Annotated in this window: 12 protein-coding genes; 8 read left to right on the forward strand and 4 right to left on the reverse strand. The window is 64.5% G+C overall.

The features are described 5' to 3' along the window. Positions 1–2: 2 nt before the first annotated feature. Positions 3–1,877: a DUF885 domain-containing protein gene (locus ACN0YL_RS10110; RefSeq protein WP_417497888.1), complete on the reverse strand. Its 1,875-nt coding sequence runs from the start codon at positions 1,875–1,877 to the stop codon at positions 3–5. Between the two features lie 173 nt (positions 1,878–2,050). Then, a complete protein-coding gene (locus tag ACN0YL_RS10115) occupies positions 2,051–3,949 on the reverse strand; it encodes a DUF885 domain-containing protein (protein ID WP_417497889.1) in 1,899 nt (632 codons plus the stop codon). A 113-nt stretch (positions 3,950–4,062) separates the two neighbouring features. Here ACN0YL_RS10115 and fliQ point away from each other — a divergent pair, with 113 nt between their 5' ends. Genes fliQ through ACN0YL_RS10135 form a run of 4 tightly spaced genes read left to right on the forward strand, consistent with a single transcriptional unit; the run spans position 4,063 to position 8,764 of the window. After that, positions 4,063–4,326: a flagellar biosynthesis protein FliQ gene (gene fliQ, locus ACN0YL_RS10120; RefSeq protein WP_417470071.1), complete on the forward strand. Its 264-nt coding sequence runs from the start codon at positions 4,063–4,065 to the stop codon at positions 4,324–4,326. Beyond that, the gene (fliR, locus tag ACN0YL_RS10125; protein ID WP_417497890.1) at positions 4,323–5,075 is read left to right on the forward strand and encodes a flagellar biosynthetic protein FliR; all 753 of its coding nucleotides are present in this window, start codon (positions 4,323–4,325) and stop codon (positions 5,073–5,075) included. The genes fliQ and fliR overlap by 4 nt, the downstream gene beginning before the upstream one ends. Positions 5,076–5,086: 11 nt before the next feature. Next, positions 5,087–6,175, forward strand: coding sequence for a flagellar biosynthesis protein FlhB (flhB, locus tag ACN0YL_RS10130; protein WP_417491330.1), 1,089 nt, complete (start codon positions 5,087–5,089; stop codon positions 6,173–6,175). A 39-nt stretch (positions 6,176–6,214) separates the two neighbouring features. Then, positions 6,215–8,764, forward strand: a complete 2,550-nt coding sequence (locus ACN0YL_RS10135; RefSeq protein ID WP_417497891.1) for a response regulator — start codon at positions 6,215–6,217, stop codon at positions 8,762–8,764. A 539-nt stretch (positions 8,765–9,303) separates the two neighbouring features. On the opposite strand, the gene mltF is transcribed toward ACN0YL_RS10135, so the two are convergent. Further along, positions 9,304–10,659, reverse strand: coding sequence for a membrane-bound lytic murein transglycosylase MltF (mltF, locus tag ACN0YL_RS10140; protein ID WP_417497892.1), 1,356 nt, complete (start codon positions 10,657–10,659; stop codon positions 9,304–9,306). A gap of 166 nt (positions 10,660–10,825) precedes the next feature. Here mltF and recA point away from each other — a divergent pair, with 166 nt between their 5' ends. From recA to ACN0YL_RS10160, 4 genes are all read left to right on the forward strand, one after another. Next, complete coding sequence (gene recA / locus ACN0YL_RS10145) at positions 10,826–11,902, forward strand: recombinase RecA (RefSeq protein WP_417491333.1); 1,077 nt, start codon at positions 10,826–10,828, stop codon at positions 11,900–11,902. Positions 11,903–12,077: 175 nt separating this feature from the next. Then, entirely contained in the window at positions 12,078–12,539 is a 462-nt protein-coding gene (locus tag ACN0YL_RS10150; protein WP_417497893.1) for a hypothetical protein, read from the forward strand. A 105-nt stretch (positions 12,540–12,644) separates the two neighbouring features. Further along, on the forward strand, positions 12,645–15,299 hold the full coding sequence (gene alaS, locus ACN0YL_RS10155) for an alanine--tRNA ligase (protein WP_417497894.1): 2,655 nt from the start codon (positions 12,645–12,647) through the stop codon (positions 15,297–15,299). Continuing rightward, a complete protein-coding gene (locus tag ACN0YL_RS10160) occupies positions 15,299–15,748 on the forward strand; it encodes a nuclear transport factor 2 family protein (RefSeq protein WP_417491336.1) in 450 nt (149 codons plus the stop codon). The genes alaS and ACN0YL_RS10160 overlap by 1 nt, the downstream gene beginning before the upstream one ends. A 3-nt stretch (positions 15,749–15,751) precedes the next feature. On the opposite strand, the gene ACN0YL_RS10165 is transcribed toward ACN0YL_RS10160, so the two are convergent. Beyond that, a complete protein-coding gene (locus ACN0YL_RS10165; RefSeq protein ID WP_417497895.1) occupies positions 15,752–16,072 on the reverse strand; it encodes a hypothetical protein in 321 nt (106 codons plus the stop codon). Between the last annotated feature and the right edge of the window lie 161 nt (positions 16,073–16,233).

Here is a 16,233-nt window from a genome sequence, read left to right on the forward strand (position 1 = left end):
TCCTATTGCGCGGTCCCGGCCCGTTTGGCCGCGACATAATCATTGACGAGCTCGGTGAGGACCGGCAGCGGCAGCGAGCCATTTGTCAGCACCACATCATGGAACTCGCCATAATCGAAGGCATCACCCAATTCCTGCTGCGCGAAGTCCCGCAGCGCCTGGATGCGCATCTGGCCGGTCTTGTAGGCGGTCGCCTGACCCGGCCAGACGATATAGCGCTCGACCTCGCGGGTGATCTCCTCCTCGGTGAAGGAGGTGTTGGAGCGCAGATAATCGATCGCATCCTCGCGTGACCATTGCATGGCGTGGATGCCGGTATCAACTACCAGCCGGCCGGCCCGCCACAGCTCGTAGGCGAGGCGTCCGAAATCCTGATAGGGGTCGGTGAACATGCCCATATCCTTGCCCAGGCTCTCGGAATACAGCGCCCAGCCCTCGCCAAAGGCAGGCAGGTAGAGCAGGCGCTGGAACATCGGCGCATCCGCCGCTTCCAGGGCCAGGGTCAACTGGAAGTGATGGCCCGGAATGCCTTCGTGATAGGCCAGCGTCTCCATCTGGTAGAGCGGCAGGTTACGCATGTTCAACGTGTTGGCGTAGAAGATGCCCGGCCGTGTGCCGTCCATGGTGCCGGTGTTGTAGAACGCGCTTGGCGCGCCGGCGGCGCGGTAGGGTTCGACCTGGCGGGCGACCAGCTCGCCGCGCGGCATGGTGTCGAAATAGTCTGGCAGGACGGTGCGGACGCGGTCGAAGATCGCGTCGATGCGGGACATGTATTCGGCACGGCCCTCATCGGTATTGGGCAGGTAGAACTGCTCGTCCGTCCGCATGAATTCGAAGAATTCCGCCAGGGAGCCCTCAAAACCCACCTGGTCCATGATGGAGCGCATCTCGTCATGGATGCGGGCGATCTCGTCGAGACCGGTCTGGTGGACTTCCTCCGGCGAGAGGTCGACCATCGTCGTGAATGTGGCGAGCTGGGACTGGTAATAGGCCTCGCCGCGCGGCAATTTCCAGGCGCCGTCGCGGTCATCGCTCATCTCGCGATGCCGCTCGAACATCGCCAGCAGCTCGGTATAGACAGGTCCGACCTGTTCCAGCAGCGCCGTCGTGGCGCGGGCAATCAAATCGGCCCTGGCGGCGTCCCCGATCTCGAGCGCCTCGACCTTGGCGGTGAAATCGGCCAGCAGCGGCGAGACCTCGCCGCTATCGTCGAAGGGCGCGCCGGCAACCAGCCGGGCGGTATTGTCGATCAGATAGGCAAAGGCGAAGCGGGGCGGAATGACACCGGCCCGGGCGCGGGCCTCGGCCTGATCCATCAATTCGCGCAGGATCGGACCCATGCCTTCGAGCCGGCGGATATAGGCCTCGGCCTGGTCCGGACTGGTGATGCGATGCTGGCTGATCAGCGTCGTCGCCATGCCGGTATGGGGGCCGAACATCTGGGTGAAGATATAGCGCTGGTCGCGGAAGCCGTAATTGCGGATCCCGGTTTCCTGCAGATATTCGAACACCCGGTAGGAGGCCTTCGCCTGGGCGTCGAGCGCGTCGAAATCGAATTCCTCATGCAGGCGGGCCAGACGCTCGATGCGGCGCTCATTGGTCGCGGCGGCATCGGCATCGTCAACCGGGTCCCAGCGGCCATAGGCATCGAGATCATCGACCCGGCCGAGCTGTGTCTGTGACTCCGGCGAGCGTGCCAGATCCTGTTCGAACAGGTCAGCGAACCAGGCGTTGAGCCGCTGCGATTCGGTCTGGGTGGCCGCGGCGCCCTGTTCGGCCGGCGCGGCCGTTTCGCCCGTTATTGGTTGCGATGGCGAACATGCTGCCATCAATGCGAACAGAGACACCGCCAAGGGTGCCTGGATCATGCGACGCATCTTGTTTCCCCGATGTCTGCCGCCGGCAGTCCTGCGAGGCTCTCGCCTGCGTCCGGCTTGGTCATTATCCGGACAATACCGTCAGCGGATATTCCGGCCCGGTCAAGACCCGCCTGCGGCAGTATTGCCCGGAGGGCGGGGCCGGAGGAGGGGGCCTCCTCCGGCACGCCGCATCACTCGGCGCTGCGCGCTGCGAGCTTGTCGGCGATATAGTCGTCCACCAGTTCCGCCAGCAGGGTCAGCGGCACCGAGCCATGCGTCAGCACGACATCGTGGAATTCGCCCCAGTCGAAATCATCGCCAAGCTGATCCATCGCGCGCTGGCGCAGGTCGAGAATGGTGAGCATGCCGATCTTGTAGGACACCGCCTGGCCCGGCCAGACGATATAACGGCGGATCTCGTTCTGGATATCGCTGTCGGCCATCGGCGTATTTTCGGTCATGTAGTCGACCGCTTGCTGCTCGCTCCAGTGCAGATCGTGAATGCCGGTATCGACGACCAGGCGGGCGGCGCGGAAGACCTCATAGGAGAGGCGGCCGAAATCCATGTAGGGGTCGGTAAAGAAGCCCATATCCTTGCCGAGATTTTCGGCATAAAGCGCCCAGCCCTCGCCATAGGCGGAATACCAGGTCAGGCGCTGGAACATCGGCGCGCTTTCGAGCTCCTGGGCCAGTGAGCTCTGGAAATGGTGGCCCGGAGCGCCTTCATGATAGGCGAGGGTCTCCATCTGATAGGTCGGGCTTTCCGCCATGTTCGCCAGATTGACGTAATAGGCGCCGGGCCGTGTGCCATCGAGCGAGCCGGGTTCATAGAAGGCGCCGGTCGCGGTGGTGATGCGGTATTCCTCGACGGCACGCACTTCCAGATCGGCAGCCGGCAATTGGCCGAAATAGTCCGGCGCCGCGTCCATGACGCGGTCAATGATGGCGGTGGCCTCGGCGAGATAGGCCGCGCGGCCCTCCTCGGTATCCGCATAATAGAATTGCGGATCGGTGCGCAGGAAGGCGAAGAATTCCTGCAGCGTGCCCTCAAAGCCGACCTGCTGCATGATGGCGCGCATCTCGCCATGGATGCGGGCGACCTCGTCGAGGCCGGTCTGGTGGATATCGGCCGCACTCAGGTCGGTCCGGGTCGTGTAATTGGTCAGCTGGCTGCGATAATACTCTTCGCCATCGGGCAGGGCCCAGGCGCCATCATTGCGGCCGTCGGCGAGCTCGGCATGCTGCCCCATCACCTCGATCAGATGCTGGTAGGCCGGCGCGACGCCATCGGTCAGCGCGGTGATCGCCCGGTCGATCAGGGCGGCTCTCGCGGCATCATCGATCTCGAGTGCTTCGACCTTGGCGCGGAAATCAGCCAGTAGCGGCGAATCCTCGCCACTGTCGTCGAAGGGCGCCCCGGTGATGAAGCGCTGCGCCGCGCCGATCACGATCGGATAGGCAAAGGCCGGCGCGATGATCCCGGCCTGTGCCTGCGCCTCGGCCTGGGCGGTGTGGATTTCGAGCGTCTCGCCCAGGCTGGACAGACGGCTGAGATAGGCTTCGGCCTGTTCGATGTTGTCGACCCGGTGATAGCCGATCAACAGGGTGGGCATGCCCGTATGCGGGCCGAAGAACTGGGTGAAGGTGTAGTTGTGGTCGCGGAACTCGCCCTGCTGGGCGTCGTTGGCGGCGATGAATTCGGCAAAGCGCCAGCTGACCTGGGCTTCTTCGGTCAGGGCGTCATAGTCGAAATTCTCCTGCATGTAGCGAAGGCGGTCAGCGGCACGCTGGAGCCCGGCCCGGAAGGCGGCTTCGGAGGGATCATCCCACTGGCCATAGGCGTCCAGATCATCGAGCATGCCCAGATAGGTCTTGCCCTCAGGCGAGAAGGCGAGCTCGGCGGCGAACTGCTCGTCGAACCAGGCATTGAGGCGTTCGGTCTCGGACTGCACGGCCGCGGTCGCGGTTTCGTGCCCCGTTTCAGTCGCGGCGGTCTCGGCCGGCGCAGCTGTGTTTTCGCCGGTCTGCGGTGAGCAGGCGGCGAGCAGGATCAGCGCGCTGCTGCCGGTCAGAAGTGATCGCAATGCCATGGTGGTCCATCCCCCTTGAAAGCCGAAAATTGACTCTTTCTTAACGCGACGCGGCGAAGCGTAAAGATAATTAACCGTAACCCCGATTCTCTTTGCCGGCCGAGGCGACACACGTGAACGGACCCGAAGTCCTCGACTTTGCACGCGATGCAATCTGGCTCACCCTCGCGATGGCCGGACCGATCATGCTGACCGGGCTGACCGTGGGGATCGTGATCGCCCTGTTCCAGGCCCTGACCCAGATCCAGGAAATGACGCTGGTCTTCGTGCCGAAAATCATCGCCATCTTCGTCTCGATGCTGATCTTCCTGCCCTTGATGGGGGCGCTGCTGTCCGGCTTCATGGCCTCGGTGATCGACCGGATCGTCAATCCATGATTCCCGACCTGCCAGGGCTGGTCTTCGCCGCCGGTCTGGTCTTCGCCAGGGTCGGCTCGATCCTGATGCTGATGCCGGGGTTTGCCGAGCCGAGCATACCGATGCGGATCCGGCTCTCCTTCGCCCTGCTGGTGGCGCTGATGCTCGGTCCGATCGTGTCACCCGCCCTGCCGCCTATGCCGGACCAGCCGCTGCCGATGGCCGGCCTGGTGATGGGCGAGATGCTGGTGGGGCTTATGATCGGCGGGATCGCACGCATCCTGATGTCGATGGCCGCCGTTGCGGGCCAGGTGATCGGCATGCAGAGCGGCCTCGCCTTCGCCCAGACCTTCGATCCGTCGCAGGGGCAGCAGGGGGCGTTGTTTGCCACCCTGCTCAACCTGATTTTCCTGATCCTGATGTTCTCGACCAATCTGCACCATCTCCTGTTGTTGACGACGACCAATTCCTATCTCGTCTTTCCGCCGGGGGAATTGCCGGCGCTGGCCGATGCGGCGGAATGGGCGCTCAATGCCTTCACCGACGCCTTCCGGCTCGGCATCCAGATTGCCGCGCCGATGATCGTGTTCGGCCTGGTCTTCTATCTGGCGCTCGGCGTGCTCTCGCGCCTGATGCCGCAGGCGCAGATATTCTTCATCGCCATGCCGTCCAACATCATGGTCGGCCTGTTCATTCTCACCATATCGCTCGGCGCGATGAGCGCGGTCTGGCTCGACCGGATGCGCGCGTTCGCCCTTGATATGACCTAGCGGGGGCGGGGATGGCCGAAGGCGAAGACGAAAGTCAGAAAACCGAGGAACCGACCCAGAAGCGGCTCGACGATGCACGCGAGAAGGGCGATGTCGCCAAGTCTCAGGAAGTGCCCGGCTGGTTTGTCCTCGCCGCGGGGCTGGCCCTGCTGAGCTTCATGTTCCCGCCGATGGCGCGTAATCTCGCCGGGACGCTGGTGGTCTATTTCGACCATGCCGACGCCTTTGCAACCGATCCGAATGCCCTGATGGCGACGGTCCGCGCCACCGCCTGGCATGTTGCGGTGATCGTCGGCGTGCCGATCCTGGTGCTCGCCGCCGCCGGTTTTGCCGGTCACTACCTGCAGCAGGGGATGTTGTTCACCACCGACAAGATCCAGCCCAAGCTCTCCAAGATCAATCCGGTGGAAGGCTTCAAGCGCAATTTCGGCCCCCAGGGCGTCGCCAACTTCCTCAAGGGCATCGGCAAGATGGGCCTGGTCGGGCTCGCCGCCTTCGTGGTGTTGTTCCCCAAGCGCGACCTGCTCGCCGGCATGCCGGCGCTGGATGTCTCGGCGATCCTGGGCCTGGCGCGCCAGATCTCGATCGAACTGATGCTCGCCTGCCTGATCGTCTACGCGATGATTGCGGCGGCCGATTATGCCTTCCAGAAGCAGAGCTTCATGAAGCGCAACCGCATGTCCAAGCAGGAAATCAAGGACGAGCACAAGAATTCCGAGGGCGATCCCCACGTCAAGGCGAAGCTGCGCCAATTGCGGCATGAACGCTCGCAGCGGCGGATGATGGCGCGGGTGCCCGAGGCGACCGTGATCATCACCAACCCGACCCACTATGCCGTTGCGCTGCTGTATGAGCAGGGCACGACCCCGGCGCCGGTTTGTCTGGCGCTGGGGATCGACGAAGTCGCCCTGCGGATCCGGGAAGTCGCCAAGGCGCATGATATCCCGATCGTCGAGGATCCGCCGCTGGCCCGGGCCCTGTTCGCAACCGCCGAGCTGGACCAGGAAATTCCCGTCGACCACTTCAAGGCCGTGGCCAAGATCATCGGCTATGTGCTGTCGCTCTCACGCGGTCGCGCACAATACGCTGCGAGCGAGTAGTCTGTACCCCACGCTTTTTGATTCGTGCTGGAGCCTCCCATGGCTGAATTGCCCGCCACCGATACCGACACCCGGCCCGCTGCCGGGCGCAAGTCCTTCTGGTCGAAGCCTTTCGGCCGGGTCGCCTTCTGGGTCTGTGTCTTCATCGTGGGCCTGGCCGCGCTGGCGGCGCTGTTCGCCGCCGGCCAGGATGGCTGGCAGGGTTTCATCCTGCTGTCCGGCCTCGCCGCCATCGGCTTTCTGGTGCTCTACGCCATTGCCGCCGGCGAGACCGCCGGGCGCAGCATGCGCAAGCAGATCAACCAGAACAAGGCGCCGAGCCCGGCCATGCTGGCCGGTCAGGCGATGGAAGCCTTTCCCGATCCGGTCCTGATGACCGATCAGCGCGGTGCGGCGCGCTGGGCCAATGCGGCCTATCGCGATCTCGCCCGGGCCACGGCCGGTTTCGGCCAGAGCTTCGGCATTCCCGGCATTGACCGCATCTGGGCCGGCGCCGGGGGCGGTGACGGCGCGGTTTACCGGCTGGCCCGTGCTGCGGCACGCGGCGAGGGCGCGTGCGAATTGCTGCCACCGCTTGATCTCGCAGACGGCGCGATTGGCCAGTATCAGCTCGACGCCATGCCACAGCCTGACCAGATGATCCTGTGGCGCCTGACGCCGGTCGGCGAACGCTCGATGGGCCAGGCTTCCTCGATGGCCGACTGGTCGCAGCATGCGCCGGTCGGCCTGTTCTCGCTGCGCGCCAATGGCGAGATCGCGATGGGCAATGCCACCTTGCGCGAATGGCTCGGTCTGATCGAGGGACAGGGTTTCCCTGCTCTCGGCGATGTGCTCACCGGCGATGGTGCCAAGTCCGTGCTGCAGACGCGCGGCGGCGAGGGGATCGCCCGCATTGACTGCCGGCTGCGCGCCCGTGACGGCATTGAGAGCCCGGTCGTGGTCGCGATCGAATGGGCGCCGGGTGAACCCTCTATCGGCCGCGGTGTGCTCTACGGCCTGTCGCCGACCGGTTCGCCGCCGGGCGTGGCCCAGTCGATGGGCGAGACGCGTCCGGCCGGACGCACGCTCGACGACATGTTCGCCAGCGCGCCCTTCGGCGTCGTGCGCCTCGATGGTGCCGACCCGGAAACCGCGATGATCGAGGACGTCAATCCGGCCCTGGTCCAGCTTTCCGGCGGCAAGGCGATCCCCGGGGTCAAGTTCCGCGAGATCTTCAACTGGGAAGACGGGCGTTCGGCGACCGACGCCTTTGCCGTGGCGATGGCCGGCGGCAAGGAGCCGGCCGAGGCGCGGCTCGACAGCGAGACGGCGACCTATGTCCACCTCGCCTTCGCTCCGGCACGCGGCGGCAAGCGCGTCGCCTACATCATCGATGTCACGGCGTGGAAGGAGCTCGAGCGGCAATTCTCCCAGGCCAACAAGATGCAGGCAGTCGGCCAGCTGGCCGGTGGTGTCGCGCATGATTTCAACAATCTGCTCACCGCGGTGCGGCTCAATTGCGATGAATTGCTCAACCGCCACCCGGTCGGCGATCCCGATTATGGCGAGCTGCAATCGATCAACCAGACCGTGGTGCGCGCCGCCGGACTGGTGCGCAAACTGCTCGCCTTCTCGCGCAAGCAGACCTTCCGCATGGAAGCGATGGATATCGGCGATCTGCTGTCCGACGTCTCGGTCCTGCTGCGCCAGATCGTCGAGGAGACGGTGCGGCTCGACATCATCCATGGCCGCGATGTGCCGTTGATCAAGGTCGACAAGGGCCAGCTGGAAACCGCCATCATCAATCTCGCCGCCAATGCCCGTGATGCCATGCGCGACCAGGGCGGCGGCTCGCTGGTGATCCGCACCTCGGTGCTCTCCGACGAGGACGTCCGCAAGGCCGGCGGCCCCAATCCGCGGCCCGGTCCCTGGGTGGCGATCGCCGTCAGCGATGAAGGCCATGGCATGGATGCCGAAACGCTGGAGAAGATCTTCGAGCCCTTCTTCACTACCAAGGAGGCCGGCAAGGGCACCGGGCTCGGGTTGGCGACCGTCTATGGCATCGTCAAGCAATCGGGCGGTTTCCTGTTCGCCGACAGTGCCGTCGGCAAGGGTACGACCTTCACCATCTATCTGCCCGGCCATCTCCCCACCGACGAAGAGAGCGCCGAGTACAAGCAGGCCGAAGAGGCGCGCACCGTCGAGCCGGCGCCGGCCGACCTGTCCGGTTATGGCCGCATCCTGCTGGTCGAGGACGAGGATGCGGTGCGCAATATCGCCGCCAAGACCCTGGTCAAGCGCGGCTATGAGGTGGTCGAGGCCTGCGATGGCGAGGAGGCCTATGAGATCCTTGAGGATGATGAGGAAGGCTTTGACCTCCTTCTGTCCGATGTCGTGATGCCCGGGCTGGATGGCCCCGGCCTGCTGCAAAAGGCCCGGCATATGCTGACCGATACCCGCGTGGTCTTCATCTCCGGCTATGCCGCCGAGGAATTCTCCAAGACCTTGTCGGAAGAGCAGGAAGTCTCCTTCCTGCCCAAGCCCTTCACCCTGATCCAGCTGGCCGAGAAGGTGAAGCAGGAGATGGTGAAACGGGCCGAAAAAAACTGAGTGCTGCACGAAAATCTCCACGCGGGCTCGCCGCTGGAGGTTTGGGTGGTGCCTCCCCGGATTGGGAGGTGTGCGGGACGCGGCGAATGCCGTTTAGCGCAATAAGTAGTTGAGACATTCGAAACGTCCCGCACGTGGAGATTTGCTCGGACGCCTTACGGCCCCCGTCTCGAAACCGGAATGGACTGTGCGGTCGAGCTTTGTGCCGCCTTTCCTCTCCGGTGGCCACGCCGGGGCTTAAGGATGTCACCCCTCTGCCCGGACGAGCTCCACGCTCCCGATCGCCGCAAGTGACTGAGCTCACGCCTCCCGTGCAACCGGAACGCTGTGATTATGCGCCAGGCTGCAGGGGGGGGGATAAGTTCACTCAAATTTCGTCATCCCGACGCAAGTCGGGACCTCGATATCGCAGGCTCCGACCCTGTCACGTCGAGGTCCCGGCCTTCGCCGGGATGTCGTGGGATAATTGTCGGCGGTGGGGGATAAGTGCCGGGGCGGAGCTGGTGACGGTATCGCGAGGCGGGCAGCCAGGGTCGCCTTCAAAGGGGCTGCGCATTGAGCAGGGCCCGGTATTCGCGCACTTTCTGGACGTATCGCACCGGTTCCTGGCCGCGGGCATAGCCATAGCGCAGACCGCGATAATGCGCCGGATCGGACAGGAGGGGCAGCACAATGGCGAGATCCTCCCAGCTATCCTTGTCCAGACCCTGCCGTTCGGCCAGGGCGCGCGCGTCATACATGTGACCCATGCCGATATTATAGGCAGCAAGGGCAAACCAGACCCGGTCCTCGCCGGTGACGCTGTCCGGGACGCGTTGGTACAGGTCTTCCAGATAGGCAGCGCCGCCTTCAATGCTTTGGCGCGGGTCGGTGCGATCCTCGATTCCGACCCGCTCGGCCGTCGACAGGGTCAGCATCATCAGGCCGCGCACGCCGGTATCGCTGACTGCGTCGGGATTCCAGTGCGACTCCTGATAGGCTTGGGCCGCGAGCAGATCCCAGTCGAACGAGGTCTGCTCGGCGGCGGCCTCGAACCAGTCCTCATAGCGCGGCAGGCGGGTTTCGACCCGGTCGACGAAGCTGGACACGTCGACATAATTGAAATCGCCGAACTGGCCGAACCAGGTCTCGTCCAGCCGTTCCAGCAGATCGCCGTCGTGGATCTGGCGAAACCAGGCCGCCATGGTGTCGCCGAGGCCCTCGATATGGCCGGAATAGGCCCAGGCGAGGGATTGCTCGCCGGTCAAATCCATCGCCACGACGAGATCGGGATGGCGGCGGCGCGCGAAGTCCGCGAGGTGCGAATCGGCAATGGTGCAGTCGAACTTCCCGGCATCGACGGCCTCAAGCAGCGGCATGGCCGACCCCGCGCGGCGCTCGGTCCAGTGCAGCTCGTCATCGCGGGCCGGCAGGGCCTGCAGCGTCTCCAGATAGCTTGAACCCGACAATACCACGATGCGGGCCCGACCGAGATCGTCCACCGTGGTCGGAACCGGGCCGCCCGCATGGCAGACCAGTTGTTCGGTGACCGTCTTGTAGGCGGGGCCAAACACCATATGCGCTTCGCGCGAAGGCGTGACGGTCAGGCCGGCCGCAGCGATATCACCCTCGCCGGCGGCGAGGGCGGCCGTGAGTGCCGTAATCGAGGGCCGTGTCTCGAAATGTGCATCGACGCCGAGATGGCCCGCGAAGGCGCGGACCAGGTCGACCTCATAGCCGCTCGGGCCGTCTTCGCCCGCCATATAGCTGGTCGGGCCCTCAAGGGTCAGGACGATGAGGCTTCCGCGTGCCTGCAAGGCCTCCACCGAGGCGATACCGCCGGGCACGGCCGCCGGGCCGCAAGCGGTCAGGATGGATGCCATCGCCATGGCGCGAAGAAATCGGGCAGGGATCATCGCTCCAACGATAAGCGCTCGCCGCGCCCCCGCCAAGTCAGTCCTGGCGGCGTCGCTTTGTTCCGTTTTGTTAACCATAAATGTTCCACTTGTGTTCTGGAACAAAACTGGTACGTTGTGTCTCGGTTGCCCGTGACCGAGGGGCGTGAAATAAGGGAATATCGATATGAGCAAGGGCGCGATTCGACTCGTGAACGATACAGGCATGGACAAGAAAAAAGCGATCGAGGCCGCACTGGGCCAGATCGACAAGGCCTTCGGCAAGGGCTCGGTCATGAAGCTCGGCGCCAAGCCGGCGATGGAGATCGAGGCGATCTCATCCGGCTCGCTGGGGCTGGACATTGCCCTCGGCATTGGCGGCCTGCCAAAGGGCCGGATCATCGAGATCTACGGCCCGGAAAGCTCCGGCAAGACGACGCTGGCGCTGCACACGATTGCCGAGGGGCAAAAGCTCGGTGGCGTCTGCGCCTTTATCGATGCCGAACACGCGCTCGACCCGGTCTATGCCGGCAAGCTCGGCGTCGATGTCGCCGAACTCCTGGTCTCCCAGCCCGATACCGGCGAACAGGCGCTGGAGATTGCCGATACGCTGGTGCGGTCCGGCGCCGTTGATGTTCTGGTGATCGACTCGGTCGCCGCCCTGACGCCGCGCGCCGAGCTCGAGGGCGAGATGGGCGACAGCCTGCCCGGCCTGCAGGCCCGGCTGATGAGCCAGGCGCTGCGCAAGCTGACCGGCTCGATCTCGAAATCGAAATGCATGGTGATCTTCATCAACCAGATCCGCATGAAGATCGGTGTCATGTTCGGCAGTCCGGAAACCACGACCGGCGGCAATGCGCTGAAATTCTATTCCTCGGTCCGTCTCGACATCCGCCGCATCGGCGCGATCAAGGACCGCGACGAGGTGATCGGCAACCAGACCCGCGTCAAGGTCGTCAAGAACAAGGTCGCGCCGCCTTTCCGTGAGGTCGAGTTCGACATTCTCTATGGCGAAGGCATCTCGAAAATGGGCGAGCTGATCGATCTTGGCGTCAAGGGCGACATCATCGAGAAGTCCGGCTCCTGGTATTCCTATAATTCGGAGCGCATCGGCCAGGGCCGCGAGAATGCCCGCAAATTCATGCTCGCCAATCCGGCCATGGCCCAGGAAATCGAGAACAAGGTCCGCGCCAATGCCGGCCTGATCGCCGATGTCCTGCTGGTCGGCAAGGATCTGGAAGACGACCAGGCGGCGGCTGGCTGACGATAATCCGGCCGGCCCGCACGGATTTGCGCGCAGGCCGGCCATTTTTCATTAACCAGTCCCGCGCAAGGTGGCGTCTGGCTTAGGGGTGGTAAATGTGGCTGGGTCTCCTTGACAGGAGGTCCGGCCTTTTTGCCGTCTAGTGTCTTTTGAAAGTCTTGTTATGGCCATTGGTATGTCTGTCGATCTGGAACGGGGCATCCGGATCTTTACCTTCAGCGGTAGTGTCACACCCGCCGATCTTGAATTCGTGGCCACGCGCTACATTGATCGCGAGCACTACCGCTTCACCGATCGCGAGATCGTCCATTTCGCACCCGATGTGTCGCTGGCCGAAATCGAGGCGGAGGATCTGGGCGCCCTGGCTGACCGGTTCTTTGAAGCCAGGCGTACTCGAGATGATGTCCTGCCGGATGAAACCATCTGGGTGATGCCGGAGCAGGTGCGCAGCGAGGCGAGGCTATGGCGTGAATTCACGCATGATCCGGAATGCACCCAAAAGGACCGGCGCTATGTCGATACGCTCGAGGCTGCAGTCGCCGCCTACCGCCTGCCCGATGCCTGGCTCGAGGACATCCGGCAAGGCAAGGGGTTCCGTCATTTCGGCGAGGTCGGGACGATCGCGCCTGCGGGTTGAGACGCACGGCTTGCACAGGCCGCCACGTTTCCATATCTCCTGAAAACTGGTAACGCAGCGGCTTCGGCCGGGCGCCGAAATGACGATGCTAAACAGGATGATTCCATGGCCAGCTTGCGCGATATCCGGGCGACTTTTCTCGACTACTTCGGCCGCAATGGCCATGAGGTCGTGCCCTCCAGCCCGCTGGTGCCGCAGGACGATCCGACCCTGCTCTTCGTCAATGCCGGCATGGTGCCGTTCAAGAATGTCTTCACCGGCAAGGAAAAGCGCCCCTACACGCGCGCAACCTCGTCGCAGAAGTGCGTCCGCGCCGGCGGCAAGCACAATGATCTCGACAATGTCGGCTATACGGCGCGCCACCATACCTTCTTTGAAATGCTCGGGAATTTTTCGTTCGGCGATTATTTCAAGGAGCAGGCGATCCATCATGCCTGGCAGCTGGTCACCCGGGAATACGGCCTGAGCGCCGACCGGCTGCTGGTCACGGTCTATTCCGAAGACCAGGAGGCGCGGGCCCTGTGGCGCAAGATCGCCGGCCTCTCCGACGACCGCATCATCTCGATCTCGACCTCGGACAATTTCTGGTCGATGGGCGATACCGGTCCGTGCGGTCCGTGCTCGGAGATATTCTTCGACCATGGCGCCGACATTCCGGGTGGGCCTCCAGGTTCGCCGGACGAGGATGGCGACCGTTTCATCGAGATCTGGAATCTCGTCTTCATGCAGTATGAGCAGCTCTCCCCCGAGGAGCGCGTCAACCTGCCCAAGCCGTCGATCGATACCGGCATGGGGCTGGAGCGCATCGCCGCGATCCTGCAGGGCAAGCACAATAATTACGAGATCGATCTGTTCGCCAATCTGATCCGGGCCGGCGAAAGCGTACTCGGCGTCAAGGCGGAGGGTACGGCGCTGGCCAGCCACCGTGTGATCGCCGATCATTTGCGCTCGACCTGTTTTCTGATGGCCGATGGCGTCAGCCCGTCCAATGAGGGCCGCGGCTATGTCCTGCGCCGCATCATGCGCCGCGCCATGCGCCATGCGCATCTGCTCGGTGCGACCGAGCCGGTGATGTGGAAGCTGGTCGAAGCGCTCAAGGTGGAGATGGGCGAGGCCTATCCCGAACTGGTCCGCGCCCAGCCGATGCTCGAGGATACGCTGCGCATCGAGGAAGAGCGCTTCCAGACCACGCTCGGCCGCGGGCTTGGCCTGCTCGAGGAAGCCACCGCCGGCCTCGCCGCCGGTGCGGTTCTGCCGGGCGACACCGCTTTCAAGCTCTACGATACCTATGGCTTCCCGCTCGATCTGACCCAGGATGCCCTGCGCGCCAAGGGGATGACGGTCGATGAGGCCGGTTTTGAGACCGCGATGGACAAGCAGCGCAGCGATGCGCGCGCCAGCAAATTCTCCTCGGGCCAGGCGGCCCCGGACGAGGTCTGGTTTGCCGTGCGCGACAAGGCCGGCGCCAGCGAATTCCTCGGCTATGACGGGCTGGAAGGCCGCGGCAGGCTGGCCGCGATTATCGCCGATGCCCACGAGGCCAAGGCGCTCGGTGCCGGCCAGCGCGGCGAGCTGGTATTTGATGCGACGCCGTTTTACGGCGAATCCGGCGGACAGGCCGGCGATAGTGGTCTGATCGAATTCGAAAATGGCGCCATTTTCCGCGTCACCGACACGCAAAAGCGCGGCGGCGACATGCATGCGCATGTCGGCGTGCTCGAGCGCGGCGAAATCACGCTCGGCGATCATGCCGTGCTCAGGGTCGATGCGGCGCGCCGCAATACGACGCGCGCCAATCACTCCGCGACGCATTTGCTGCATGCCGCCCTGCGCGATGTGCTCGGGCCGCAGGTGTCGCAGAAGGGCTCCTATGTCGGCCCCGACCGGCTGCGCTTTGATTTCAGCCAGAACAAGCCGATCAGCGCCGCCGATCTCGCGGCGGTCGAGGCCCAGGTCAATGCCGTGATCCGCCAGAATCTCGCCGTTTCGACCCGCGAGATGACGCCCGACGCCGCCATCGAGGCCGGGGCGCTGGCCCTGTTTGGCGAGAAGTATGGCGACACGGTGCGTGTGCTCGCCATGGGCCATGCGCTCGATGGCAGCGACAAGCCCTATTCGGTCGAGCTGTGCGGCGGCACCCATGTCGCGCGCACCGGCGATATCGCCCTGTTCAAGATCGTGGCGGAAAGCTCGGTCGCCTCCGGCGTGCGTCGGATCGAGGCGCTGACCGGCGAGGCGGCCCGCCTGTTCATGGAAGAACAGATCGGTTTCGGCCGCGCCGCTGCCGATACGCTCAAGACCCCGCCCGTTGAACTGGCGGCACGGGTGGCGAGCCTGATCGATGAGCGCAAGAAACTCGAGCGCCAGCTCGCCGAGGCCAAGAAGCAATTGGCGATGGGCGGCGGCACGGCCGGTGCACCGGCCGGTCCGGAAGATATTGCCGGCATCAAATTCATTGGCCGCGTTGTCGAAGGCGTGGGCGGCAAGGATTTGCGCGGCCTGATCGATGAGGCCAAGACGCAGATGGGCTCGGGCATCGCCGCCTTCATCTCGAACAATGACGGCAAGGCGGCGCTGGCGGTCGGTGTCACCGATGACCTGGCGGATCGCTTTTCGGCCGTGGAGCTGGTGCGTGCCGGGGCGGCGCCGGTCGGCGGCAAGGGCGGCGGTGGCCGCGCTGACTTCGCACAGGCCGGCGGGCCGGACGGTGCCAAGGCCCAGGCCGGGCTGGACGCGATCCGCACCGCACTGGGCGCCTGATGGCCCGGCTCGCGCGTCCGGCACCCGGCGCCGAGGTGCAGCTGGTTGGCGACAAGGCCGCAGCGCGCGCTGTTGCGGCGGCGCGGGCCCAATTCAACGCGGCACTGGCGGCGCGCGACATGGCCGTGATCGCTGAGACCCTGTCTGATGCGGTCACCCTGGTGCCCGGCGATGATGCGGTGCTGATTACCGGCCGCGAGGCGCAGCTGGAGGCCTGGCAGTCGATCTTCACCAATATGCCCGATGTCAGCTATGTGCGCACACCGGCGCGGATCGAGATCGGTGAGGATGGCGAGCTGGCCGGCGAGACGGGCCGCTGGCGCGGCGCCTGGTCAAGCGAGGGGTTTTCGATCCGCTATAGCGGCCGTTACTTCGCCAAATGGCGCTTTGACGGCGCACGCTGGACGATCGAGGCGGAAATCTTCGTGACCCTGAAACGCCAGGGCTGAGGCCTATTTTTCGCGCGGGCTGGCCAGCCAGGCGCGCGCTTCACGTTCGGTCCGGAAATAGCGCTCGATGCTGGCGCGCGCGCTGTCCGACCTGACCTCGTAATAGACCAGCAGCCCGGCCGCCATTTCGTCGCTGCACACGATGCCGGCGCGCTTGCGCAGGCCGTCGGCACGGGGCGTGTCCAGCGTCGCGAAGCTCTCCACCAGCGCGCTGGCATCATCGGGCGTGACGTCGGCGAGGCTGGCATCGATGAAAAGGGTCAGGAAATCGTACTCGTTGGACCAGCGCGGATCGGCGCGCGCCGCCAGAACGGACTCGAGCATCGCATCCACCCTGAGCCGGCCGCTCATGGTCCAGACGCAGAGCTGGTCCTCAGCAGAAAATTCATACGAGGAGGGCATCGGTGTCCAATCTCGCCAGGCGCGGCGTTGCTGGCCCGGGTTTTAACGGCTTTCCCGGCGCCGGCGGACGCCCCCCGTCGAGG

It is taken from the genome of Maricaulis sp., assembly GCF_048269565.1.
Lineage (GTDB): Bacteria > Pseudomonadota > Alphaproteobacteria > Caulobacterales > Maricaulaceae > Maricaulis.

Excerpts from the sequence above, each read along its gene's own strand:
- mltF (WP_417497892.1), bottom strand. The coding sequence starts at position 10,659 with ATGATCCCTGCCCGATTTCTTCGCGCCATGGCGATGGCATCCATCCTG.
- ACN0YL_RS10165 (WP_417497895.1), bottom strand. The coding sequence starts at position 16,072 with ATGCTCGAGTCCGTTCTGGCGGCGCGCGCCGATCCGCGCTGGTCCAAC.
- fliR (WP_417497890.1), top strand. The coding sequence starts at position 4,323 with ATGATTCCCGACCTGCCAGGGCTGGTCTTCGCCGCCGGTCTGGTCTTC.
- ACN0YL_RS10150 (WP_417497893.1), top strand. The coding sequence starts at position 12,078 with ATGTCTGTCGATCTGGAACGGGGCATCCGGATCTTTACCTTCAGCGGT.
- flhB (WP_417491330.1), top strand. The coding sequence starts at position 5,087 with ATGGCCGAAGGCGAAGACGAAAGTCAGAAAACCGAGGAACCGACCCAG.
- ACN0YL_RS10115 (WP_417497889.1), bottom strand. The coding sequence starts at position 3,949 with ATGGCATTGCGATCACTTCTGACCGGCAGCAGCGCGCTGATCCTGCTC.
- ACN0YL_RS10160 (WP_417491336.1), top strand. The coding sequence starts at position 15,299 with ATGGCCCGGCTCGCGCGTCCGGCACCCGGCGCCGAGGTGCAGCTGGTT.
- alaS (WP_417497894.1), top strand. The coding sequence starts at position 12,645 with ATGGCCAGCTTGCGCGATATCCGGGCGACTTTTCTCGACTACTTCGGC.
- recA (WP_417491333.1), top strand. The coding sequence starts at position 10,826 with ATGAGCAAGGGCGCGATTCGACTCGTGAACGATACAGGCATGGACAAG.
- ACN0YL_RS10110 (WP_417497888.1), bottom strand. The coding sequence starts at position 1,877 with ATGCGTCGCATGATCCAGGCACCCTTGGCGGTGTCTCTGTTCGCATTG.
- ACN0YL_RS10135 (WP_417497891.1), top strand. The coding sequence starts at position 6,215 with ATGGCTGAATTGCCCGCCACCGATACCGACACCCGGCCCGCTGCCGGG.